Source organism: Rothia similimucilaginosa (assembly GCF_029850875.1).
In the GTDB taxonomy this organism is placed as follows: Bacteria; Actinomycetota; Actinomycetes; order Actinomycetales; family Micrococcaceae; genus Rothia.
In genome coordinates this window covers 180,159-204,370 of the sequence record NZ_JAOVAM010000004.1, presented here as the reverse complement: position 1 = coordinate 204,370, position 24,212 = coordinate 180,159, and the positions used below count along the sequence as shown (strand labels likewise).

The window sequence follows — 24,212 nt, the reverse complement described above, 5'->3', positions numbered from 1 at the left end:
GCGAGAGCTACAGACGCTCGAGCCGCTGGAACGAGAAGTACATGGGGTTCTTTGTGCCCGCCTCATCGAGCAGGTAGCCCTTCTCGCTGTTCTCCCAGGCACTCTCGGAGGTGACCTGCCAGCACCCGTTCGGGGAGCCGCCTTCGCAGTTACCATGAGAATCTGCAAGCTGTAGTTCGGGCGCTCGCGTATCGCCGGTAATCTCGTTGCCTTCCTGGCAGTAGAAGAGGGTACGCTCCACCGTCTCCACCCGACCGAAGGCGGGCAGATCGGCGCGGGAGAGCGCCTCCGCGTAGACGGAGCCGCCACCAATAATCCAAGCATCAACTGCGGCGGTATCTGCTGAGGTATCTTCGACCGCCGTGCCCGCGGCGTCACGAGCCGCGTGTAGCGCCGCATTCAGCGAAGGCACCCACAGCGCACCATCGTGTTCTTTAGCCTCGGTGACCGAACGGCTAATCACAATATTTGTACGGCCCGGCAGGGGACGGAAACGCGGCGGGAACGACTCCCAGGTGCGGCGACCCATGATCACCGGAGCACCCAGTGTCACCTTCTTGAAATGCGCCAAATCCTCCGGCCCGTACCAGGGCATATCCCCGTTACGACCAATGATGCCGGCATCAGTTTGAGCCCAAATAGCGCCCAGACGGTACATCATGCCTCCTTACAATCTGTAGTTAGACCGCAATCGGGGCGGCAATACCGGGGTGGTGCTTGTAATCCACCAGCTCAAAGTCTTCATACTCGTAATCGAAAATAGAAGGTTTCTTGGTCTTAATAACTAGCTTCGGGTAAGGGTACGGCTCACGCGGCGGGTAGGGGTTACCTTCCGGGTCGGTGCCGTAGCCCAGCTGCTTCTTCACCTGCTCAAGGTGGTTTGAATAGATGTGGCAGTCACCGCCGGTCCACACGAACTCGCCCGGCTCCATACCCACCTCCTGCGCAATCAGGTAGGTCAGCAGAGCGTACGAGGCGATGTTGAAGGGCACGCCCAGGAACATGTCCGCGCTGCGCTGGTACAGCTGGCAGGACAGCTCCTTCACACCGTCCTGGCGCTCGTGTACATAGAACTGGAAGAGCGCGTGGCAGGGCGGAAGCGCCATGTTGTCCACCTCAGCGGGGTTCCACGCTGAAACAATATGACGACGCGAGCTCGGGTTATTCTTCAACGAATCGATAACCTTCGCAATCTGGTCAATCGTGCCACCATCGGGGGTTGGCCACGAACGCCACTGCACACCGTAGACCGGGCCCAAATCGCCGTTCTCATCAGCCCACTCATCCCAAATGGTCACGCCGCGCTCCTGCAACCAGCGCACATTCGAGGAACCACGCAAGAACCACAGCAACTCAATGGCAACTGACTTAAAATGCACACGTTTGGTGGTAATCAGCGGGAACGACTCACGCAAATCAAAACGCATCTGACGACCAAACACGCCGAAGGTGCCGGTGCCGGTACGGTCGGAACGCTGCGCGTCCGCCGCGATAGCGTCCTTGTTCTCCTCGAGGATTTCGCGCAGAAGATCTTCGTAAGGGGTGGGGATTGCATGAGTCATAAGAAAAACCTTGAATCCTGTTAGTAAGCGTCAGAAGCGGCACAATCAGCCGCCCCTCTATTGTAAAACCCTCGAATGGGCGCAGGTAGAGCAAACGCGCTGAGCATAAAGTCCAGCGCGCTCGCCGTTAGAAGATAAAAGTATATGGATGCTAGTCCAGAGCCGCGCGTACTCGCTCCACCGAGACAATACGCGGGGCATCGCCCTCAGTCACCTGCAGTACCAGGGTATCGCCGGGTTCCAGGTACGGGTCCTCGGTCGGAAGAACCTCCGCGGAACCCTCAAACAGGTACTCACGCAGCACATCCATCACCTGGGGTAGTACCGGGCGGTGAGTGCACAGTAGCGAGGAAGAATCCTTATCGAATAGCGACGCCACGGTACGGGCAACGCGCGCCGGGTGACGCTGAGCGCCAGCCTCTGACAGGGACTTCTTCTCCTTCACCGAAACACCGTAATCCACCGAGTACGGGGTCACGGTCTGCACGCAGCGCAACCACGGAGAAGAAATAATACGGCTCGGAGCCCACGCCGCAAAGAGACGGCTAGAAGCCAGCGCCTGACGCTTGCCGGTCGCCGCGAGCGGACGGTCATCCTCAGCAGCAGCCCAGTTCGAACGCGGCTTGGCCTTCGCATGGCGGGCAATCAGAATCGGGTGGGTACGCAGCGCATCCGCCTCAGCCAGGGCTTCCAGAGACTCCAGAGGTGCCAGATCATCCTGGTTGGTCAGCAGAGCGCGAGCCACGTCGGTGGTTACCCAGCGCAACTCATCCACTTCACCCTCATCAGCCAGGGCACGGGCACCATCGGGCAGTTCAGCAGCCCAATAGAAAACATCCTTCGGACGGCCACCCACCGGATAAGCGGTCACCGCCAGGGGCACGCCCAGAATAACCTGCAGGCCGACCTCTTCGCGAATCTCGCGAATAGCGGTCTCTGCCAGGGACTCGCCCGGATCCTGCTTGCCCTTAGGCCAGGACCAGTCATCGTAGCGGGGACGGTGAATAATTAGAACCTCAAGCGCACCATTGCGCATGCGCCAAATCAGAGCGCCAGAAGCAACAATATCCGCAGTGTTCGCGGGGGTGCGGTCAATGCTGTTGACCGCATCAAAACGTCGTGCGGAGTAGTAGATGGAGGGGGAATCCAGCGGTGCCATATCTCTCTCTGATCCTCTTCGCTAGGCTGCGCACAATGCCAGCGGGCACCATGCTCCACGTCTAATTGTAGGGGAGAGAAGCGTCAAGTTGTAATCTCAACGTAACCTGTTGTTTACTTTTGCGCTAAGTGCACTAGTCCACCCCAAGATTTTGCACGGCACACGGCAAACCCCGCCTGCTCCACGCTATCAAGTGTGAGAATAGACGGGGCTCACCACCAGAAATTACTGGCAGTCCAGCGGCAAATCCTTAGACCTTATCCACCACGTTCTTACGAGAACGCGAGCTCAGGTAGTAGGATTGCACATCCTGCAGCGGGTTGCCCTGGTCATCGGTATCGTGGCGGGTCCAGTTACCCTCAGAATCCAGGTGCCAAGTACGCGAAGAATCACTCATGTAGATGGTGAACATGTCACGTAGGTACTTCACGTGGCGCGGATCCTTCACCGGTACCAGAGCCTCAATACGGCGGTCCAGGTTGCGGTGCATCATATCGGCAGAGCCAATATAGACAATCGGGTCGCCACCGTTTTCAAACGCAAATACGCGTGAGTGCTCCAAGAAGCGGCCCAGCACCGAACGGACGCGAATATTCTCGCTCAGACCCTTAACGCCCGGGCGCAGCGCGCAAATACCGCGAACCACCACATCCACCGGCACATCGGCCTGCGAAGCACGGTACAGCGAATCGATGACGGCCTCATCCACCATGGAGTTGCACTTAATTTGAATCTTCGCTGGACGACCCGCCTTGTGGTTCTCAATCTCCTGATCGATGCACTCAATCAGGCCGCTACGCAGAGTACGCGGCGCCACCAGTAGCGACTGGTAGTTGGTCTTCGGCGCGTAACCGGACAGCTGGTTGAACAGGCGGGAAACATCCTCACAGATCTGCTCATTGCATGTAATGAGCCCCAAGTCCTCGTAGAAACGAGCGGTCGATGGGTGGTAGTTACCGGTACCAATATGCGCGTAACGACGCAGGTGGTTACCCTCGCGGCGCACCACCAGCGACAGCTTGCAGTGAGTCTTCAAACCCACGATGCCGTACACCACGTGCACGCCAGCGCGTTCCAGCTTACGAGCCCAGGAGATGTTCGCTTCCTCATCAAAGCGAGCTTTAATCTCCACCAGCGCCACAACCTGCTTGCCAGCCTCGGCTGCCTCAATCAGCGCATCCACGATGGGGGAATCGCCACTGGTGCGGTACAGGGTCTGCTTAATCGCCTGAACACGCGGGTCGGCGGCAGCCTGCGCCAAGAACGCCTGCACACTGGTTGCGAAGGAATCGTACGGGTGGTGCAGCAGCACGTCGTGATCGCGGGCGGCAGCGAAAACGTCCGCAGCCTTCGCAGTCTCGGTGGCGTTGAGCCAGCGGGACGTGTGCGCAATGTGCTTGGGATAGTGCAGAGCCGGACGGTTCGCACGAACAATCGCACTCATGCCCCGCAAATCCAACGGAGCCGGCAGACGGTACACCTCGGACTCGTGGATGTTCAGCTCAGAAATCAGCAGATCCAGGATGGTCGGGTTGATGGTGTCCTCAACCTCCAGGCGGACCGGCGGGCCGAAACGACGGCGCAGAAGCTCCTTCTCCAGAGCCTTCAGCAGGTTCTCGGCGTCGTCCTCTTCTACCTCAAGATCCTCATTACGGGTCACGCGGAAGACGTGGTGCTCCACAACCTCCATGCCAGGGAAGAGGGTATCCAAGTGCTCAGCAATGATGTCTTCGAGCGCAATGTAGCGGCTTTCGCGGCCCGCAGTGTTGGCGGCGCGCGAACCATCCACAGAGACCATACGGTCCAGCTGATCGGGCACCTTCACGCGAGCGAACAGCTCCTTGCCGGTCTGGGGGTTACGCACCAGCACCGCAAGGTTCAGCGACAGACCCGAAATGTACGGGAAGGGGTGTGCCGGGTCAACCGCCAGCGGGGTCAGAATCGGGAAGATATCCTGCATAAACTCCTGGCGTAGACGCTGCTTAGCGTCCGTATCCAGATCGTTCCAACCCACGATACGGATGTTCTGCTCCTCCAGAGCAGGTAGAACCTGATTATGGAATACATCAGCGTGACGAGCCTGCAGCTGGTGAGCGCGTTCAGCAATCTCTTCCATCTGCTCCTCGGGGCTCAGCCCGGCTGCCGAAGGCACCGCCAAGCCAGTGGCGATACGGCGCTTCAAACCGGCCACGCGCACCATGAAGAACTCGTCCAGGTTAGACGCCACAATCGACAGGAAGTTCAGACGCTCCAGCAGAAACAGGTTTGGGTCCTCCGCCAACTCCAACACGCGGGTATTGAAATCTAGCCAGCTGCTCTCACGGTCGAAGAAACGCTCCGGGCCAAACTCCTCTTCTAAGCTGAAATAGGAGCGCTTCTCACCCTTCTCAATGCGGTCACCGCGAGATTCGGCGCGCTCAATCTTTGAAATATCGTGGCCAATGTGAATGACACCGGTCATGGGCGCAGGCTCAGACGGCTTGGGCTTAGGCGCCTTATTCAGGCCATTGGGGGCGGGTACCATACTGTACTTGCCTTTCTGATCGGGGATAAGTCGTAAAGAAGCACGCCAAAGACTGCGTACAGAAACTATGCGGCAGGCTCATCCTGCTGCTCGGGAGCGTACATGCGATCAACCGTCGCCACACCAAAGCCCAAGGAAGTGTAGAGGGCATAGGCGGTGTCATTATCGGCGTCCACGTACAGGTCAATCGCGCGCAGCGGCTCGCCATTCTCATCCTCAGCGCACGCCAGGTACGCCAGCGCACGCAGAGTGAGGGTGCGGCCCAAACCGCATCCCTGAGCTTGCGGGTTCACGCCCACCACGTAAATCTCGCCGGAGGGGGACAGCTTGCCCTGCTCCTGACCGGTCGGAATCTTAGTCCAGGTGAATGCCGCAATGGCGGAGTCATCATCCACCTCGGAGGCGATGAAGAAACCCTCGGGACGAAACCAGGAGGAGCCGGTGCGCTCGCGCAAATCAGCAAGGGTGAGCTTGCCCTGCTCGGGGTGGTGCGCAAACGCTGCAGCGTTCACGCGTAGCCAGGGAAACTCGTCCACACTGGTGAAGGTGCGCATGCGTAGGTTTTCGGGCAGGGTTCGCGCGTCGGAGCGTTCCACAAGGTCTTCACGAGTTTGAGCGTCCAGAGGCAGAACCATCTTGTATAGCACACGCACCGGCTTGAAGCCGTGCAGGGTCGCAAAGGTGTGGGCGGGGCTTTCAATGCCGGTGTCGGTGGCGGTACCGTGCACCCAGAGACGGTGTCGCGTCGCGTCATTGCCCAGCTGGCGGACAGCATGGTCGAAGAATGCACTGCCGGCGCCTCGTCCGCGATATTCGGGGGCGACAGCTGCCTCAATCACGCCGGTATCTTCGTCATTGGTGGGGGTAAGCGCCACAAAGACGGCTGCGAGGGTGCCCTCGTCCTCTGCGATAAAGAAACGCGGAGGGGTCAGGGTGCTTTCGTGGAGTGCCTTACTCAGCTCAATGCGGGTCTGCTCAGAGAACGCCGAGACGCCGTCATGGCGGGCAACCTTCTGCGCGAAGGAATCGAAGCGTTCTAGTAGCTCTTCGGTGAGCTGCGGTTCTGCGTATACCGGGGTGCTTGCATCGGGCAGGGTGGAGGAATCGGGTGTCTGGTTGTGTACCATCATCGCCTTCTTTCGTAGCCTTCTGGTTCAACTCTACCGGGGATAGTTGCTCTTTGGAGAGTTTGTTCTCCGTCCTGGGCGAATATGACAAGAACCGGAACATTTACGCATTCTGGTACTCGGTGCAGCACCGGGGCAACTGGCAGAGTGGGTACACCAAATGAGTGGTTGGTGCCGCGAAATTTAGCGGGTGATATTGAAGGAATACCCAACATTACGGACGGTCGAGATCATCTGCTCGTACTCGGTTCCTAGCTTGGAACGCAGACGACGTACATGTACATCCACGGTGCGGGTGCCGCCGTAGTAGGAGTCATAACCCCACACTTCGGAGAGTAGCTGGGCACGGGAGAAGACCCGTCCGGGGTGTAGCGCCATGAATTTGAGCAGTTCAAACTCTTTGAAGGTCAGGTTCAGTGCTGTACCAGAAAGATGCGCGGAGTACGCCTGGGTGTCAATCACGAGGTTGCCTGCGCGTACCACTCGTTCCTGCTGGTTTTCTTCTTCGGTGGTTGCTTCCCTTTTAACGGCAAGACGTAGACGCGCATCCATTTCGGAAGGGGAGGCCTGGTCAGAGACAATATCGTCCACCTGCCAGGAGGCGGCAACAGCAGCCATGCCACCTTCATTTAGGAGTGCGATGAGCGGCAGTTGTACACCTGCGATGCGCAGTAGCTGGGCGCAGCGGTGTGCTTTGACGAGGGCGGTGCGGGCATCGACCATGAACAGGTCGAATGTTTCGGTTTCAAGGGCTGTATGGGCGGTGTCGAGGGAGAAAACGTGTACCTTGTGGCTAAGTAGACTCAGCGAGGGGATCATATCCTGTGCGGCGGTATCACTCAGAAGCGCAATACGGTACACACCCTCTCCTTCCCCGGTAAAATATTAGGCTCTTTCTAGTGTACTCGCCCGCCTATGCTGCAGCTGTGGAAGCGGCAAAGAGCAGGAGTAGGTATCGTATGCCGGACTGGTTACTTATTCGTCTGAGCAGGTTGTTGCCGAGAGCTCTGTCCAGTATGTCTTTAGCACTGATTCCGCGCCCCTTTTCAGGGGGAGTCTATGGTAGGTTTAAGGCATGGATAACAATCTTATGGCTCTCGAAGCTCTCTTCATGTCGCTGATGGCTATTATCTCCGTGTGCATCGGTATCGGTGCATTCGCAGTACTGCGTGGCCTCTTCAGCGGTCAGAAGTAGTCTTCCTGCACAGAGCAGAAGTATCGCCCACACAGGGCTTAGGTGGTGTCCCCATATGGTTCGTACCGCCTCGCCAATGACGGCGTAAACCCCCACCGGTCCCTTCCGGTTGGGGGTTTTATTTTTGCCGGGTTTGCTTAATAGCGCGGATCATAAAGCCCCGTAACCCGCCCGGTGCCTTGGGCGAACAGGTGGACATAATGGGCGCTTGTCATGATCCAGGCACTAAAATGGTGGGTATGGCTATTGAAATTCCGACGAATCTAACCCCCGAACTTGTTCCCCTTTCCTGGCTGCTGGGTACCTGGGAAGGTACCGGAACCATGTGGTACGAAGGTCAGGAAAACACCCCCTTCGGCCAGATCATTACTTTTGAGCAGGAAGGCCTGCCTTTTATCGAATACCGCGCCGAGTCTTTCCTGCTCGACGATGAGGGCCAGAAGCTGCGCCCCATCACCGTTGAGACTGGCTTCTGGCAGATTGACCGCCCCCTCACCGATGCTGACGGCGGCTTCGGTATCGTCCCCAAGGACATTGTTCCCGCCTTCGCTGACGCGGCAAGCGTAGAGACTCTCCGCAACGCCGACGACGGCTTCTCCCTGCTGGCGACCATTGCGCACCCCGGCGGCATTAGCGAAAACTACGTGGGCATGGTCAAGGGCCCTGTGATTCGTATGCAGACCGGTAACCTGTTGCGCGATGAGATTTCCCATGAGTACGCAGGCTCCGTGCGACTATGGGGCCTGGTCAACGGTAACCTCATGTGGGACTGGGAAATCGCAGATACCGAGGGCAAGCTGCACAAGCACGCCTCCGCCGAGCTACGTAAGACCTCCTCGATGACCGGTGCTTCCTTGGGCACATCGATGTTCGGGCCTTTGGGCGGTGGCGAGCCTACCGGCGAGCCCGGTGCTGAGTAGGCGAGCCCGGTGCTGAGTAGTTAACTTCTGTCTGCCCCGCTACGTGGCGGGGTAGACTCTTTGCGTGAAAGGTGCACCATCCGTGACTGAATCTTTGTTTGAAGCGTCTCAGGCTGAGGTATCCCAACCTGAGACTGCCCGCCCGGTGAGCCCCTTGTTGAGCCTGCATGGCGCTTTTGCTGCCTCCGGACTGGATACTGGCGTTGCCGTACACTACGGCAATCTGATGCTGGAGCAGCGCGCCCTCAGCTTTGACCGCTCCGCACAGGATCAGGAGCCGCTAGTGTTGGTGGATCGCTCCTGCCTGGGCGTGGTGCGTGTTGAGGGGCCGGATCGCCAGACCTGGCTGACCTCCATTGCCTCGCAGATTCTGACCGGCATGACCGCCGGGGAGAGTCGTGAGTTCCTGCTGCTTTCCTCTCAGGGCCGCGTGGAGTATGCACCCGCCGCAATTGAAGACGGCGAGGCACTCTGGCTAATTGTGGAGGGCGACCAGGCGCAGCTGCTGACCGATTACCTGAACCGCATGAAGTTCATGATGCGCGTTGAGGTGCAGAACCTCAGTGATGAGTATGCGGTGCTGGAGAGCGCCCGCAACCCGATCCTGCAGGACGGTTCGGTGCATCCGGCGCTTGCTGAGGGTAAGCCGCTGGTGTGGGAAGACCCTTGGCACACTCCGGCACCGGGCAGCTACCGTTACGATGAGGCGGGCGATCATCACCCGGGTGCGGACTATGTGCGTTTCTTGAGCATTGTGCCGCGCGCTGTTCTGCCCGCCCTGGCTGAATCTTCGGATGCCCGCTTTGCCGGTCTGTGGGCTGCGGAGGCTCTGCGTATTGAGGCGTGGCGCCCGCGCTACGGCACTGAAGCTGACGATAAGACCATTCCGCAGGAGCTGGATTATACCCGTACCGCGGTGCATTTCGATAAGGGCTGCTACAAGGGCCAGGAGACGGTGGCTCGCGTGCATAACCTGGGTCGTCCACCGCGCCGTCTGGTGTTCTTGGATATTGACGGTTCGGAGCACACCCTTCCGGCGGTAGGTAGTGAGCTGTTTGTGGAGGGTAAGTCCCGCCCGGTTGGTCGTATTACCTCGGTGGCGTTGCATTATGAGGCGGGCCCGATTGCATTGGCTGTGATCAAGCGCGGTATTGATCCACAGGCGCCTTTGCGTGCGGTTGATGGCGGCGACTTCCTGCCCGATGGTTCGCCGGCGCCGGCGACTGAGTATGCGGTAGCTCAGACGACGGTGGTTTCGCCGGAGTCCGGTGAGGTGGCGCGTCGTTCTTTGGCGGGTCAAGATTTCTTGAAGCGCTAGAGTATCTGGCTAGGCAATAGCATCTGACGACCTACATAAAACCGCGGAGGCGGACATTCGTTGTGAGTGCCCGCCTCCGCGGTTTTAGTATGTGCGCCCAGCTAATATGCTGAGGTTGAGGAGTTTAGCGGCCGAAGAGTACGGATGCTTCGTCCCAGCGTTCCTGAGGTACGGACTTCAGACCGTCCAGTGCCTCTTCGAGGGGTACGTACTTGACCTCGGTACCCTGAACGGAGACCATCTTGCCCCACTGCTTCTGAGTAACCATGTCTACTGCGCCCATGCCCAGGCGGGTTGCCAGCACACGGTCATAGCCGGTGGGGGCGCCACCGCGCTGGATGTGACCCAGGATGGTGTTGCGGGTTTCGATGCCGGTCATCTTCTCGATTTCGTGGGTGATGTAGTCACCGATACCACCGAGGCGGGGACGACCGTCCTTCTCAGTACCCTTGTTTGCCATGACCTCGTCAAAGCCTTCGGGGATGAAGCCTTCAGCAACAACAACCAGGGGAGAGCGGCCGCGGTCGTGTACTTCCTTGACCCAGCTTGCAACCTGCTCCATGGAGACCTTGACTTCGGGGATCAGGATTGCGTGTGCGCCTGCAGCCATGCCGGAGTGCAGTGCAATCCAGCCGACGTGGCGGCCCATGACCTCGGCGACCATGCAGCGGTGGTGCGATTCACCGGTGGTGCGGATGCGGTCCATCGCCTCGGTTGCGATGGACACTGCGGTGTCGAAGCCGAAGGTGTAGTCGGTTGCGCGCAGGTCGTTGTCAATGGTCTTGGGGACACCGATGACGGGCAGGCCTGCGTCTGCTAGACGCTTTGCGCCTGCGAGGGTGCCTTCACCGCCGATGGCGACGATGGCGTCGATACCGTGGCGTTCCATCATGATTTCGATATTTTCGGGGCCACCGTTGGGGCCGTCGAAGGGGTTGGTACGGGAGGTGCCGATGATGGTGCCGCCCTGGGACGCCAGACCGCGGACCTTCTGGCGGGGCAGGTCCATGTAGTCGCCTTCAACGACTCCGCGCCAGCCATCACGGAAGCCGACGAACTCGTAGCCGTACTTCTTGACGCCGTTGAGGACAGCGCCGCGGATGACAGCGTTCAGGCCGGGGCAGTCGCCGCCGGAAGTAAGCAGACCGATCTTCATATTGGCTCCTTGTGGATGTTTGCGCCTTGGGGTGTTGTGCGCGCGTATATAACTATGACCTCCGCGAATCTGGTACCGGAATGCGTACTGGTCGGGAGGTCGTTCTCTTAGTCTCTATTTTAGCGGTGTTTGGGTTGTGTGGGTAGTGGTGGAGAGGCGTGGGAACGCCAGGATTTCTGTATAAAAGTTCAGGTATTTTATACCTGTATGTTTGGGTTTGATATACAAATAGCCGCCTCTTCCCACGTATGGCACCAAAAAAGCAGCGGAGGCCTCCACACACCTGAAAAGATGTAGGAGGCCTCCGCAGTTTTAAAAATATTTTTAAATCTTTGTGGGGTTCTCGGTTTTTAGGACAAAAAACGGTCAATAGCCCTGTGATTGATCGTTTTGTACCGGTTCATCCCACACCTGAACCGCTGTCCCCACTGAACTGCAGTCCCTACCGAGGTGAGTTGTACGGTTCAGCGGGCGTGGTCAGAGGGGGACGGAACTAGTCGCGTGCCTGACCGAGGAACTTCTGCAGGCGGTCCAGACCCTCCGTCAGGTCCTCGTCGCTCAGCGCGTAGGAGAGGCGCAGGTAGCCGCTGGGGCCGAATGCCTCACCGGGAACCACAGCGACCTCAGCCTTTTCGAGGATGAGCTCAGCCAGTTCTGCGGTGGTCTGCGGGCGTACGCCTTCAATTTCCTTGCCGAGCAGTTCGCGTACATCCGGGTAGGCGTAGAACGCGCCGGTGGGTACGGGGCAGTGCACGCCTTCAATAGCGTTCAGGCCATCTACGATGGTGCGGCGGCGGCGGTCGAAGGCGGCGTGCATAATTTCTACGTCGTCCTGCGGGCCGGTCAGCGCGGCAAGGGCTGCGCGCTGGGCGATGTTGTTGACGTTGGAGGTCATGTGGGACTGCAGGTTGGAGGCTGCAGCGATGACGTCGCGCGGGCCAATCATCCAGCCCACACGCCAACCGGTCATGGCGTAGGTCTTTGCCACGCCGTTGAGAATGACGCACAGGTTAGCGAGCTCGGGTACTGCCTTCAGGATGGAGACTGCCTCAACACCGTCATAGGTAAGATGCTCGTAAATCTCATCGGTCAGCACGAAAATCCCCTTGGACAGTGCCCATTCGCCGATGGCGCGGGTTTCCTCTTCGGTGTAGACGGCGCCGGTCGGGTTGGAGGGGGAGACGAAGATGAGTGCTTTGGTGACGGGGGTGTAGGCGGCTTCGAGCTGTTCGACGGTGACCTTATAGTGCTGGTCGCTACCGGCGAATACCTCGATGGGGTTACCGCCTGCCAGGCGGATGCATTCGGGGTAGGTGGTCCAGTAGGGCGCGGGCAGTAGGACGTCGTCACCTTCGTCGATGACGGTTGCGAATGCCTGGTAGACGGCCTGCTTGCCGCCGTTGGTGATGACGACCTGGGAGGGGTCAATCTCCACACCGGAGTCGCGCAGGGTCTTTTCGGCAATTGCCTTCTTCAGTTCGGGAAGACCGGATGCGGGGGAGTAGCGGAAGTTCTTAGGGTCGTTGAGCGCTTCGCATGCGGCATCCACAATGTGCGCGGGGGTGGGGAAGTCCGGTTCGCCTGCACCGAAACCAATGACGGGGCGTCCCTGAGCCTTGAGTGCTTTTGCCTTTGCATCGACGGCAAGGGTGGCGGAGGGTGCGATGGCACCGATGCGGCTTGAAATACGCGCCATAGGGCTCTCTTCTCTTTCTTCGTGTGCGCTGCCGGCGTGAAGTCGACAAGGAAATAGGTGATGGGAATGCGCGTGTAGGACCAATCTGCGCGTGATAGGCGCGGGTGTGGGCGGCGTTCCTTGTAATAGGATAAGGGTCACCAGTGGTGATGCGGAACCCTTCGTGAATGTATCTCAAGAGGTTTTTCGAAAAATATTACACTCTAAAGTTGCATCGGCCCCGAAAGATGGTTTACAGTTAGTTCTGCACCCGCAAGGGTGTAATTGTTTGCCCCTCTAAAGCCGTGGCCTAGGAGGCAATGGAGGAGCAGCAAGTGAGAAGCAACTCTCACACCTGAAGTTAACGCTTCGAAGGGTGGTGGCTCAATTGGTAGAGCAGCGGTCTCCAAAACCGCAGGTTGCAGGTTCGAGTCCTGTCCGCCCTGCTTTTATTGCCTCAATAACATCTTCGTACGCCCGTTCCCCGGGCGTACTTTTTTAGACTCAGAAAGGGGCAGAAGAAATGGCATCGTCTGCTACCGCCGAGAAGGCTGTTAAGTCCGGCGCATCGTTGAAGAGCGATAAGAAGCTTGGTTTCTTCGGCCGTATTTTTGCATTCCTCCGTGAAGTTATTGCGGAGTTGAAGAAGGTTACTACTCCTACCGGACGCGAACTGGTTGGCTACTTCTTTGCTGTTCTGTTCTTCGTCGTGGTGATGCTCTTGCTCATTTCTGGTCTGGATTATCTTTTCGGCCAGGGAGCATTCTGGATTTTTGGTAACGGAACGATTCAGCGTAACTAGTACCGGTTGCATCCTTATCTGGGGTGCCCCATCAGTGATTTCCCTCAGTCCATTGGCGAGTGGGAGTCCCCTCTAGATGATTAACGATAGAAAGTAGGAGCGACGTGTCCGAGCAGGAACTGGTATCCGAGATTGAAGAGGTCGAGGTAGCCGCTGCTGAGGCTACTGAGGAGTCTGAGACTATTGAGCAGCAGGCTGAGGAAGCTACCGAGGCTGTCGAGGTAGCTGAAGCAGCTACTGAGGCGGCTGAGGAAGTCGACGCTCTGGAAGAATTTAAGTCTAAGCTGCGCCGTCAGATGGGCGACTGGTATGTGGTGCACACCTACTCCGGTTACGAGAACAAGGTGAAGACCGGTATCGAGACCCGTATCCAGAACCTGGAGGCTGAAGATGAGATCTTCGAGGTTCAGGTTCCCATGGAGACCGTGGTTGAGTTCAAGAACACCGTGAAGAAGACCATCCGCCGAGTACGCGTTCCCGGTTACGTTCTGGTGCGTATGGAACTGACGGACCACTCCTGGGGCGTTGTCCGCCACACCCCCGGTGTCACTGGCTTCGTGGGTCAGGATGCATACAACCCGGTCCCGCTGCGCATGGACGAAGTTTTCGACATGCTCCTGCCGGTCTTCGAAGAGCAGCAGCAGAGTCAGGGCCTTCCCGTTTCCAAGCCCGTTATCGAGTCTGACTACACTGTGGGCGAGAACGTCCGCGTGAAGTCCGGTGCTTTCGAGGGTATGGACGCTACCGTTTCGGAGATTAAGGGCGAGTCCCAGCAGATTGTCGTGATGATTTCCGTCTTCGGTCGCGACACCCCGGTGACCTTGAGCTTCACCGAGATCGAAAAGATTTAACGCTTCTAGCGTGTGAATATGAGCCTCGCACTGTTGGTGCGGGGCTCATATTTTGTGTCGGCTTCATAGGCGGTATTAGCTGTGCAGACGGGGTTTAGTCTTTCTACCAGCTGGCGCTGGATTAAGTCGTTGATTAACGCTAGAATGTTGGTTTGTGTATGCGCATGTCACGCTTTCATGTGGATGCACGGGTGACCGCGCCACGGTCACCGTCTTGCCGGCGTACGCTCCTGTGCGTCGGTTCCCAGCTAAGAAAAGGACCCTACATTGGCTCCCAAGAAGAAGGTCACTGGCCTCATCAAGCTGCAGATCCAGGCAGGCGCCGCTAACCCGGCTCCCCCCGTCGGCCCCGCACTGGGCTCGCACGGTGTAAACATCATGGAGTTCTGCAAGGCATACAACGCTGCAACTGAGTCACAGCGCGGTAACATCATCCCCGTTGAGATTACCGTCTACGAGGATCGCTCCTTTACCTTCATCACCAAGACTCCTCCGGCTTCCCAGCTGATCAAGAAGGCTGCTGGCGTTGCTAAGGGCTCCGCTGTTCCTCACACCACCAAGGTTGGTTCGCTGACCGAAGCTCAGGTGCGCGAGATCGCTGAGACCAAGATGCCCGACCTGAACGCAAACGACCTGGATGCTGCTTCCAAGATCATCGCAGGTACCGCTCGTTCCATGGGTATCACCGTCGAGTAATTTCGGTTCGCCGAATAGCCGAGTAATCGGCACCGTAGATTTTTCTACACAGAACTTGTAAATGCCCGTCGTATGGACGGGATGTGGCAGAGCCGAGCGCGGCTCACGAGACCACAACTGCATAAGGAGAAAAGCAGATGGCAAAGCGCAGCAAGGCGTACCAGGCAGCTGTAGCCAAGATTGAAGAGGGTAAGCTCTACACCCCCGCTGAGGCAGTCGCCCTGGCGAAGGAAACCTCTTCCACCAAGACCGACGCAACCGTTGAGGTTGCAATGCGTCTGTCCGTTGACCCCCGTAAGGCAGATCAGATGGTTCGCGGCACCGTGAACCTGCCCAACGGCACCGGTAAGACCGCTCGTGTGGTCGTTATCGCAGCAGGCCCCAAGGCTGCTGAGGCTGAGGCAGCTGGCGCTGACTTCGTTGGTTCCGACGAGCTGATTGCAAAGATCGCTGGCGGCTGGACCGACTTCGACGCAGCGGTTGCAACCCCGGACATGATGGGTAAGGTCGGCCGCCTGGGTAAGATCCTGGGTCCCCGTAACCTGATGCCGAACCCCAAGACCGGTACCGTGACCATGGATGTTGCAAAGGCTGTTGCAGACATCAAGGGCGGTAAGATTGACTTCCGCGTTGACCGTAACTCCAACCTGCACTTCATTATCGGTAAGGCTTCCTTCACCGCTGAGCAGCTGGAGGAGAACTTCCAGGCAGCTCTGGAAGAGGTTAACCGCCTGAAGCCCTCTTCGGCTAAGGGTCGTTACATCTCCAAGGCAACCGTTGCTACCACCTTCGGCCCCGGCATCCCGGTTGATCCGGCTGCCGTTGCTGCATAAGATATGTACCTGCAGCTTCTAGCATGAGCTAGTAGTCGCCCTCGACGTTTAGGCGTCGGGGGCGATTTTTTATGCCTGCTCTCTGCCGCTCTGCTCGTATGTTCTGGAATATATCTGCGACGAGCCCGTTAAAGTAAACAGTGCACTCACCTCGTTCTTATCAGCCTAGTTCAGCTCGCCTGATGGGCGGGCTAAAACAGACCTCAAGGATTTATTCATGACTCAGCCTTTACCGGCTTCTTCTACTCCCTCGGCGCAGGCTACCGCTCGTCCCTTCCCGATTCCGGTCAACTACTTTGCGATGGCACTGGGTACCGGCGCCCTGGGTGCGGCATGGCGTGCTGCCGCCTCCGCGGGTATGACTCCCGCCTGGGTGGGTGAGGCGATTCTTGCCTTCACCGCTGTGGTGTGGCTGATTCTGATTGCCGCCATGGTTGTTGCGCTGTTGAATTTCCGCCAGTGGTTGCGGGAGCAGTGGGCGCATCCGGTCCGGTGCTGCTTCTTTTCGCTGATTCCGGCGACGACCGCGCAGATGGGCGCAACGGTCTTCCCGTACCTGTCCTACCTGGGTTATGCTCTGGCGATTCTTGGTGCTCTGGGGCAGCTGTACTTTGCCTCCCACCGTATAGCGGGTATGTGGCGCGGTACCCATGTGGCGGAGGCGACCACTCCGGTACTCTACCTGCCGACAGTTGCGACGAACTTTGCGACGGCAACCGCGATGGGCATGATGGGTTGGAAGGACGCGGCGATGTTTTTCTTCGGCGCGGGCCTGATCTCGTGGTTCAGCGTTGAGTCTGCGATCTTGAATCGTCTGCGTAACCTGGCTCCGATGAATGTTGGTGAGCGCGGTCTGATGGGTGTGCAGTTGGCTCCGCCGTTTGTAGGAGGTAACGCGTATCTTGCGGCTAATGGTGGCATGGTGGACTGGTTCTTCCTCATCATGACCGGTTACGGCATTTTGCAGCTGATTTTCCTGATGCGCCTGCTGCCCTGGATTATGGAGGGCGGCTTCTCCATGAGCCTGTGGGGTTTCTCCTTCGGTATGGGTGCAATGGTTTCTACCGGCGTGCATTTAAGCGCCGCGAACGTGGTGAACCCGCTGGGTATTGTGCTGATGGTGATTGGTACCGGTTTCTTGGTCTTCCTGTGGGGCGGTGTGGCGTATGTGACGTCGCAGGGTCGTCTGCTGGTGCGCCCGAGCTAGGGTGCTCGCATGAGACTCCGGTGTGAGGTTCACGCACCTTTTTATGACGGCGCTTATCTTCTGCGCCCGTACCGGGTGCGAGTTTCGGCGATAATGGGGGAATGACTTCTGCATCCTACTCATCTGCCGTGGCGGAGCCTTTTGAAGGCCTGCGTATTCGAGGCGTCGCTAAGACCTTTGGCCCCGATACGGCGGTTCTGAATGAGATCGACCTGGATGTGCATCCCGGTGAGCTGATTTCTCTGGTTGGTTCTTCGGGTACGGGTAAGTCCACTCTGCTGCGCATTATTGCCGGTTTGGAGGATCCGAGCGCGGGTCGGGTGACCTATGCTGGTCAGCCTCTGGAGCGCGGCTCGGTGGGTGTGGTTTTTCAGCGCCCTATTCTGTACCCGCACTTGAGCGTTAAGGACAATATTCTCTTCCCGACCCGGCTGGGTGCGTTTTCAGGTGGGGTTGATATGGACTACTACCGTGAGCTGCTGGAGGCGTTGAAGCTTGAGGGGTTGGAGTCTCGTAAGCCTTCTCAGTTGTCGGGTGGTCAGGTTCAGCGTGTGGGTATTGCGCGTGCTTTGATTCGTCGTGCTCCGGTAGTTCTTTTTGATGAGCCGCTGGCGAGTGTAGATGAACAGATGAGCGCGAGTATCCGCGCGGATATTGTGCGTCTGCATCAGCGCTACGGTTTTACGGGTCTGTACGTGACCCATGATCAGAATGAGGCGCTCATGCTGGGACAGCGGGTGGCGGTTATGGACGCCGGCTACCTGGTGCAGGTGGATACTCCGGAGCGGCTGCTGGCGCATCCGCATACTCTGCAGGTGGCGAAGCTTATGGCGGCGCCGGCCCTGAACCTTTTGGCTCTTGAGGATTCGGAGTCTCTTCCTATCGGGTGTGAGCTTGCGATTCGTGCAACCGCTTTGTACCCTGTGGCGGCAGATGCTGCTCATGCCCTGCCGGTGCAGGTGCTTGGCAGCCGTCATCTGGTGGGTGGAATGCTGTACTGTGCGCGTCTGCTGGAGACGGTTTCCCTACCTCTGGAATCTCGGCGGGCTTCGGCGGATTCTGAGCTGAGTGCCCGAATGTATACACGAGTGCGTGCCGGTCAGGAGCTTGAGTTCTTTATCCCAGATGCGCAGGGCGGCTCCTCCCTAAGTGTTGGGGAGCAAGTGCACCTGGGTGTGGCTGCTGAGCGTTGCTTCTTGTTCTCGGAAGGAAAGCGTTTTTACCTCTAGAATGCATCTTTGCTGGCTTTTAGCTGAGGAGAAAGAGCGGGTTAACCAGCTTACAGAAGAGATTTAAGTGATTAACCCCGCTTAATCACGTTTTTAACTTGCGATTCAGGCTTTGACCTGAGATGATGAGTAAACCAAAGACCGCCGGTCTAGAACTATGTCCTTTATCGCCACCTCGGTGGAGGCAAAGAACAGGGTTCTGATAAGAGCAGATTTCACTAGAAATCGCCGCCCGCGTAGGTAACTCGAAGTGAATAGCCGTTGCCCTCATTTAGGGTGCCGTCTACCGCGCCTCGTACGCCTACGCGTCGGGGCATTTTTTATTGCTTGCAATAAATGCTTCGAGGCTCTACCGGCGACCTTACAAGAATCGGAAGAAGGAACTACCATGGCGACTCAGGAAAAGATCGCTGCAGTATCCGAGCTGAAGGAACTCTTCGAAGCTTCGAACGCAGTCATCCTGACCGAATACCGCGGTCTCACTGTTGCACAGCTCAAGGAGCTGCGCCGCGCACTCGGTGCAGAGACCGAATACGCCGTGGTGAAGAACACGCTGGCTGCTATCGCAGCTAAGGAAGCTGGCATCGACGTATTCGAAGGCCACCTCCAGGGTCCCTCCGCATTGGCATTCATCAAGGGCGACCTGATTGATGCTGCTAAGGGCCTGCGTGACTTTGCCAAGGCTAACCCCCAGCTGATCGTGAAGAACGGTTACTACGAAGGTGCCGCTCTGACCGAGGACGACGTCAAGCGCTACGCTGACCTGGAATCCCGCGAGGTTCTGCTGTCCAAGGTTGCAGGTGGTGCAAAGGCTACCATCGCACGCATCGCACAGGTTGTGGACGCACTGCGCGTCAAGCTGGAGGAGCAGGAAGGCGCAGCTCCCGCTGCTGCCGAGGAGGCTTCGGAAGAGGCATAAGCCCCTTGCGTGCCACTGCACCAGCGCTGAGATACTCAGCAGCGTAAACGCGAACAGCGTGTAACGCACCCTAAATTTGACCGACCCTTTCGGGGTAGGTACTGAAGATTTACACCGCGGGCGTCAGCCCGCACCAGATAGTGAAGGAGCCAAACAATGGCTAAGCTGTCCATCGAAGAACTCATTGCAGCATTCAAGGAACTGTCCCTGGTTGAGGTTTCCGAGTTCGTTAAGGCATTCGAGGAAGAGTTCGACGTCACCGCAGCAGCTCCCGTTGCTGTTGTAGCAGGCGGCGCAGCAGGCGAGGCTGCTGAAGAGAAGTCCGAGTTCGACGTTATCCTGGAGTCCGCTGGCGACAAGAAGATCGCAGTGATCAAGGAAGTTCGTGCCCTGACCTCCCTCGGCCTGAAGGAAGCAAAGGACCTGGTTGACAGCGCTCCCAAGGCTCTGCTCGAGGGCGTTTCCAAGGAAGACGCTGAGAAGGCTAAGGAGCAGCTCGAGGCTGCTGGCGCAACCATCACCCTCAAGTAATCGACTTCTTCTCGATTCTTACGCGGGGCGGTGCATCTTCTGGATGCGCCGCCCCGCGGCATTTAATGGCCCCAAACCCGCCCCGGCATGAAGACTTGGGCAGGTCTGGGGCCTTGCCGTATCCGTTCTTTTCTCCTGTAGCATACGGGAACTTTTGCGCCTGCTGTCGGTGATGACCTGGTGAAAGCCGCTGTGACCGCCTTGGGCCTCGGATGAGAGAGGCTGAGAGCACTGTGGTGCCTCTCTCCTAGAGCCCGGTAACGGGGGAGTGGTGCCGTATGATGGGATGAGATAACCCAGACATTTCCTATGCACAAAAACGGATAGACATGAGCGAGCAGAAGAAAAAGAAGAAGAGCGTAACTCAGCGACCTGACCGCGATCTGGCGGCTGAAGCACAGCAGGTTCTGGATGCTTTCGGTGCCGGTGTTCGTGAAGACCGCGACTACCCGACACTGCACCTGGCACCTCCGGTGGGCCGTCTGAACGACCCGAACGGTCTGGTCTTTGACGGTAAGCGCTACCACGCCTTCTACCAGTACTCGCCCCTGCATCCGGAGCGTATGGTTTACTGGCGTCACGCCGTGAGTGAGGACTTGACTCACTGGACCGATGAAGGGACCGCACTGGTTCCCGATAGCCGCTACGACTCGCACGGCTGCTACTCCGGCTCCGGCATTAAAGTTCCCGGCGGTTTTGAGTTCTTCTATACCGGTAATGTGAAGGATGAGAAGGGCAACCGTGAAACCTACCAGGTCCTGGCAACTGCGGGTGAGGACGCGAAGCCGACTCGTCAGCTACCCCCGCTGATTTCCGGTCCTGAGAAGGGCTACACCGCGCACTACCGTGACCCGCACGTCTTTGAACGCAACGGTGAGTGGTGGATGGTCATTGGTGCTCAGCGTGAGGATCTGACCGGTGCCGTGGTCGTGTACACCTCCGCCGACCGCCGCGAGTGGACCTTCCGCGGTGAGCTGGGTATCAAGGATAAGAGTCTCGAGGGCACCTATATGTATGAGTGCCCCTCCCTGTTGAGCATGCGTGATGAGCTGACCGGCGAAATTCGTGACGTGCTGATTTTCAGCCCGCAGGGCATGCAGACGCTCGGCGAGAAGTACAACAACATTTTCCAGAGCGGCTACATTGTCGGCTCGCTGGATAACGAGACTCTCAAGTTCACCGTGGAGACCTCCTTCACCGAGCTGGATGCAGGTTTCGAGTTCTACGCCCCGCAGACCATCTCCGGCACCGGTCTGACCTCCGACCCGAAGGCACCGCATACTGCCAGTGGCGATGCCCCTGTGATGATTGCTTGGCTGGGCAATGCTGATCAGGACGACCTGCCCTCGTGGACCCACCGCTGGGTGCACATGTTTACTTACCCGCGTGAGCTGCACCTGCGCAACGGCAAGATTTTCCAGCGCCCGGTTCCGCAACTGAACGACGCGATGAAGATGACCCCGCTGTACCGTGAGGAAGAGAAGGGTAAGCTCGTCGAGCTGAAGAATGCCCTGACCTTCCGTCTGCGCGGCCGCGTGAATATCTCTGATGAGCGCGTGAAGTTGAAGATCAAGGACACCCACGGTGTGGCTCTGAGCATCGTTCTGGATAAGGACTTTGTGCAGATGGACCGTGGCGGTACCCGCTACACCGAGGGTGGTAGCCTGCGCCGTCGAACCCTGAAGCGTTCGAAGATTCGTGAGTTTGACCTGCTCGTGGACGGTTCATCTACTGAACTGTACGTGGGCGGTAAGCTGGTTGCCTCCATGGGTGCTGAGGTTATGGCCGCTCGCACCTTCTTCAGGGGCGATAAGCGCCGCGTTCGCCTGACCGGTGGCGAGGTGCTGTCCCTGGAGTATGGCCGCCTCTAGCTGTTTTCTGGGCGTTGGGAGTCACCTATGCAGGTAGTTTCCGGTAATTTCTGAATATGTCTGAGGGCTCACTCCTCCACATGGAGAGTGAGCCCTCGCATTTAAGAACTTTCCCGTGATACCATGTTTTACATCTGATATGTCAAACGTATGACATATACATGACATGCACATGCAGACATGTCACCCCACCCCATTCACAAAGCATCATACGGTGGTGCCCCAAACAAAGGAGAGCGAGCGTGGACCACAAGTCAGTGGCACAGCGCGTGCTGAAGGACGTCGGTGGTGCCGGCAACATCGTTGCAGCTGCACACTGCGCAACCCGCCTTCGCCTCGTACTGAAGAATCAGGACAAGGTAGACCAGGCAGCAATCGACAACGACGAGGATCTCAAGGGCAGCTTCCTCAATGCTGGTCAGTTTCAGATCATCGTCGGCCCCGGTGACGTCAACGAGGTACACAAGCACCTCATCGCCGCTGGCGCACCCGAAGCATCTAAGGATGATCTCAAGGAAATCGCCTCCAAGCAGGGTAATATCGTTTCCCGCTTCATCAAGACCATCGCTGACATCTTCGTGCCGCTCATCCCGGTGCTGGTCGGTGGCGGTATGCTGATGGCAATCAACAGCGTGCTGACTTCTAAGGGTATCTTTGGTCCCGAGAGCTTCATTGCAATGCATCCCGAGTGGGCTGACTTTGCAGACATCATCAACCTGCTCTCCGCAGCTCCCTTCGCTTTCCTGCCCGTGCTGGTCGGCTTCTCCGCCACCAAGGTCTTCGGTGGTAACCCCTACCTCGGTCTGACCATGGGTGCCGCAATGGTTTCCCCGGCCCTGATGAACGGCTACAACGTCGCAGCATCTCTGGCGGGTGCTGAAGGCACCGACCCGATGAAGTACTGGAACCTTTTCGGTCTGCAGGTTCAGCAGGCGGGTTACCAGGGTACCGTGCTGCCCATCATGCTGGTTGCATTCATCCTGTCCCACATCGAGAAGTTCTTCCACAAGGTCCTCAAGGGCACCATCGACTTTATCTTCACCCCCACTCTGACCATCCTTATTACCGGCTTCCTGACCTTCCTGCTGGTCGGCCCCCCGATGTTCCAGCTGGGCACCTGGCTAGGTGAGGGCATTAACTGGCTCTACACCGTTGCTGGCCCGCTCGGCGGTCTGCTCTTTGGTACCTTCTACGCATTCATCGTGATGACCGGTATGCACCAGGCATTCCCGCCCATCGAGATGAGCCTGTGGGCAACCGGAGGTTCCTTCATCTTTGTCGTCGCGTCGATGTCTAACGTGGCTCAGGGTGCTGCGGCAGCCGGTGTTGCGCTGACCACCAAGAACAAGAAGATTAAGGGCATTGCTTCGGCATCTGCACCCTCGGCATTCCTAGGTATTACCGAGCCCGCAATGTTCGGTGTGAACCTGGCTCTGCGCTGGCCCTTCTACATTGCTATTGTTTCCGCAGGTATCGGTGCAATGGTTGCTTCTATCCTGAATGTGAAAGCAATTGCTCTGGGAGCCGCTGGTTACATCGGCTTCCCCTCCATTAGCCCCACTACCGGCGCGGGCTGGGCTGGCTTCTTCGGCTGCCTCATCCTGACCACCGTTATCGCCTTCGTTGCCTCCTTCATCTGGGGCAAGAGGGTCGAGGCTGGCAACACTGAGGAAGCTGAGGCACCCGCTGTTGCTGCCGCGGCTCCCGCCGCCGCTGTAGCATCTGAGGTTGGCGAGAGCGTCGAAATCGGTTCCCACATGGTCGGTTCAGTGGTTCTGCTGGCTGACGTTAAGGATCCTACTTTCTCCTCCGGTGCACTGGGTGCGGGCACCGCAGTGGAGCCCACCGAAGGTAAGCTCTACGCACCGGCTGACGGCAAGATCACCGTTGCATTCCCCACCGGCCACGCATACGGCCTGCGCACCGAGGATGGTTTGGACCTGCTGATGCACATCGGCATGGACACCGTTGAGCTCGACGGCAAGCACTTTGAGCCCAAGGTTGCTAAGGGTGACACCGTCAAGCGTGGCGACATCATCGCTGAGTTCGATATTCCCGCTATCAAGGCTGCTGGCTACCCGCTGGCAACCCCCATGGTGATTACCAATGCCAAGAAGGCGGCTGCTTCGGTTGAGGATATTCAGGCTTCGGGCGCATCGGTGACCAGCGTAGATTCGCTTCTGAAGGTTGCGCTGAAGGCAAAGGCTAATGCATAGTCTGCACTCTTAATGAGTATAACCTCAACGTGATGTACACCCTGTACCGCTCTTCCTAGAGCTGGTGTGGGGTGTACATTTTTTCCTATAAAAGTGTGAAAATATCTATGAATAAATATGCGCAAAAATTATGCATAATAGTGCAATATAAGCTTAAGTTAACACACATTTAATGGATGACCATAAAAAATGTATTGATAACGTATGATTCATTAGCCAGGAGTGAATAATCCAGCTAATATTTATGTATATTTTCAAGCTTTTGTCAAGAGTGAATATGACCTCAGCTTCCTATACTGTCGGCACCGCCGAGCCTGATGAATATGCAAATGCGCTCGAGGTGCTGATTGCCGCATTTGATGGAGATTCCGACATGATGGCAGTCATTGCAGGCGGTAGCCATCGATAGGAACTTGTCAAG

21 protein-coding genes and 1 tRNA gene are annotated in these 24,212 nt (G+C 57.7%); 14 read left to right on the top strand and 8 right to left on the bottom strand.

Going from position 1 to position 24,212, the window contains the following annotated elements:
- Positions 1-7 precede the first annotated feature (7 nt).
- The 6 genes from QFX05_RS04750 to QFX05_RS04725 form a co-directional block, all read right to left on the bottom strand.
- Entirely contained in the window at positions 8-658 is a 651-nt protein-coding gene (locus tag QFX05_RS04750; RefSeq protein WP_279741385.1) for a dihydrofolate reductase, read from the bottom strand.
- 22 nt (positions 659-680) lie between these two features.
- Entirely contained in the window at positions 681-1,562 is an 882-nt protein-coding gene (locus QFX05_RS04745) for a thymidylate synthase (protein WP_049353805.1), read from the bottom strand.
- Between the two features lie 151 nt (positions 1,563-1,713).
- Positions 1,714-2,721 carry an NUDIX hydrolase gene (locus tag QFX05_RS04740; protein ID WP_279741364.1) on the bottom strand — a complete coding sequence of 336 codons (1,008 nt, stop codon included), beginning with the start codon at positions 2,719-2,721 and terminating at the stop codon, positions 1,714-1,716.
- 250 nt (positions 2,722-2,971) lie between these two features.
- Complete coding sequence (locus QFX05_RS04735) at positions 2,972-5,245, bottom strand: RNA degradosome polyphosphate kinase (protein ID WP_279741363.1); 2,274 nt, start codon at positions 5,243-5,245, stop codon at positions 2,972-2,974.
- Between the two features lie 65 nt (positions 5,246-5,310).
- Entirely contained in the window at positions 5,311-6,375 is a 1,065-nt protein-coding gene (gene mshD / locus QFX05_RS04730; RefSeq protein WP_279741362.1) for a mycothiol synthase, read from the bottom strand.
- Between the two features lie 180 nt (positions 6,376-6,555).
- Positions 6,556-7,233 carry a winged helix-turn-helix transcriptional regulator gene (locus tag QFX05_RS04725; protein ID WP_279741360.1) on the bottom strand — a complete coding sequence of 226 codons (678 nt, stop codon included), beginning with the start codon at positions 7,231-7,233 and terminating at the stop codon, positions 6,556-6,558.
- Positions 7,234-7,806: 573 nt separating this feature from the next.
- On the opposite strand from QFX05_RS04725, the gene QFX05_RS04720 reads away from it, so the two are divergent.
- Positions 7,807-8,487, top strand: a complete 681-nt coding sequence (locus tag QFX05_RS04720; RefSeq protein WP_279741358.1) for a nitrobindin family protein — start codon at positions 7,807-7,809, stop codon at positions 8,485-8,487.
- A gap of 82 nt (positions 8,488-8,569) precedes the next feature.
- The gene (gene ygfZ, locus QFX05_RS04715; RefSeq protein ID WP_279741356.1) at positions 8,570-9,805 is read left to right on the top strand and encodes a CAF17-like 4Fe-4S cluster assembly/insertion protein YgfZ; all 1,236 of its coding nucleotides are present in this window, start codon (positions 8,570-8,572) and stop codon (positions 9,803-9,805) included.
- 124 nt (positions 9,806-9,929) lie between these two features.
- On the opposite strand, the gene QFX05_RS04710 is transcribed toward ygfZ, so the two are convergent.
- Positions 9,930-10,961: a 6-phosphofructokinase gene (locus QFX05_RS04710; protein ID WP_279741354.1), complete on the bottom strand. Its 1,032-nt coding sequence runs from the start codon at positions 10,959-10,961 to the stop codon at positions 9,930-9,932.
- Positions 10,962-11,454: 493 nt separating this feature from the next.
- Entirely contained in the window at positions 11,455-12,657 is a 1,203-nt protein-coding gene (locus QFX05_RS04705) for a pyridoxal phosphate-dependent aminotransferase (protein ID WP_279741352.1), read from the bottom strand.
- Between the two features lie 352 nt (positions 12,658-13,009).
- On the opposite strand from QFX05_RS04705, the gene QFX05_RS04700 reads away from it, so the two are divergent.
- The 12 genes from QFX05_RS04700 (at position 13,010) to QFX05_RS04645 (ending at position 24,200) form a co-directional block, all read left to right on the top strand.
- Positions 13,010-13,082: transfer RNA gene (locus QFX05_RS04700), tRNA-Trp, on the top strand.
- A gap of 77 nt (positions 13,083-13,159) precedes the next feature.
- Positions 13,160-13,438, top strand: a complete 279-nt coding sequence (secE, locus tag QFX05_RS04695) for a preprotein translocase subunit SecE (protein WP_279741351.1) — start codon at positions 13,160-13,162, stop codon at positions 13,436-13,438.
- A gap of 104 nt (positions 13,439-13,542) precedes the next feature.
- Positions 13,543-14,289 carry a transcription termination/antitermination protein NusG gene (nusG, locus tag QFX05_RS04690; RefSeq protein ID WP_279741349.1) on the top strand — a complete coding sequence of 249 codons (747 nt, stop codon included), beginning with the start codon at positions 13,543-13,545 and terminating at the stop codon, positions 14,287-14,289.
- Positions 14,290-14,556: 267 nt separating this feature from the next.
- Complete coding sequence (gene rplK / locus QFX05_RS04685; protein ID WP_005504870.1) at positions 14,557-14,985, top strand: 50S ribosomal protein L11; 429 nt, start codon at positions 14,557-14,559, stop codon at positions 14,983-14,985.
- Between the two features lie 137 nt (positions 14,986-15,122).
- Positions 15,123-15,818, top strand: coding sequence for a 50S ribosomal protein L1 (gene rplA, locus QFX05_RS04680; RefSeq protein WP_279741346.1), 696 nt, complete (start codon positions 15,123-15,125; stop codon positions 15,816-15,818).
- Between the two features lie 217 nt (positions 15,819-16,035).
- Complete coding sequence (locus QFX05_RS04675) at positions 16,036-17,025, top strand: TDT family transporter (protein ID WP_279741344.1); 990 nt, start codon at positions 16,036-16,038, stop codon at positions 17,023-17,025.
- Between the two features lie 101 nt (positions 17,026-17,126).
- On the top strand, positions 17,127-18,254 hold the full coding sequence (locus tag QFX05_RS04670; protein WP_279741342.1) for an ABC transporter ATP-binding protein: 1,128 nt from the start codon (positions 17,127-17,129) through the stop codon (positions 18,252-18,254).
- Positions 18,255-18,642: 388 nt separating this feature from the next.
- Complete coding sequence (gene rplJ, locus QFX05_RS04665; RefSeq protein WP_279741341.1) at positions 18,643-19,173, top strand: 50S ribosomal protein L10; 531 nt, start codon at positions 18,643-18,645, stop codon at positions 19,171-19,173.
- Positions 19,174-19,329: 156 nt separating this feature from the next.
- Positions 19,330-19,704 carry a 50S ribosomal protein L7/L12 gene (gene rplL / locus QFX05_RS04660; protein ID WP_005504884.1) on the top strand — a complete coding sequence of 125 codons (375 nt, stop codon included), beginning with the start codon at positions 19,330-19,332 and terminating at the stop codon, positions 19,702-19,704.
- A 329-nt stretch (positions 19,705-20,033) separates the two neighbouring features.
- Positions 20,034-21,575, top strand: a complete 1,542-nt coding sequence (locus QFX05_RS04655; protein WP_279741339.1) for a glycoside hydrolase family 32 protein — start codon at positions 20,034-20,036, stop codon at positions 21,573-21,575.
- 242 nt (positions 21,576-21,817) lie between these two features.
- Positions 21,818-23,791, top strand: a complete 1,974-nt coding sequence (locus QFX05_RS04650) for a glucose PTS transporter subunit IIA (protein ID WP_279741337.1) — start codon at positions 21,818-21,820, stop codon at positions 23,789-23,791.
- A 277-nt stretch (positions 23,792-24,068) separates the two neighbouring features.
- Positions 24,069-24,200, top strand: coding sequence for a hypothetical protein (locus tag QFX05_RS04645; protein WP_279741335.1), 132 nt, complete (start codon positions 24,069-24,071; stop codon positions 24,198-24,200).
- Positions 24,201-24,212 lie beyond the last annotated feature (12 nt).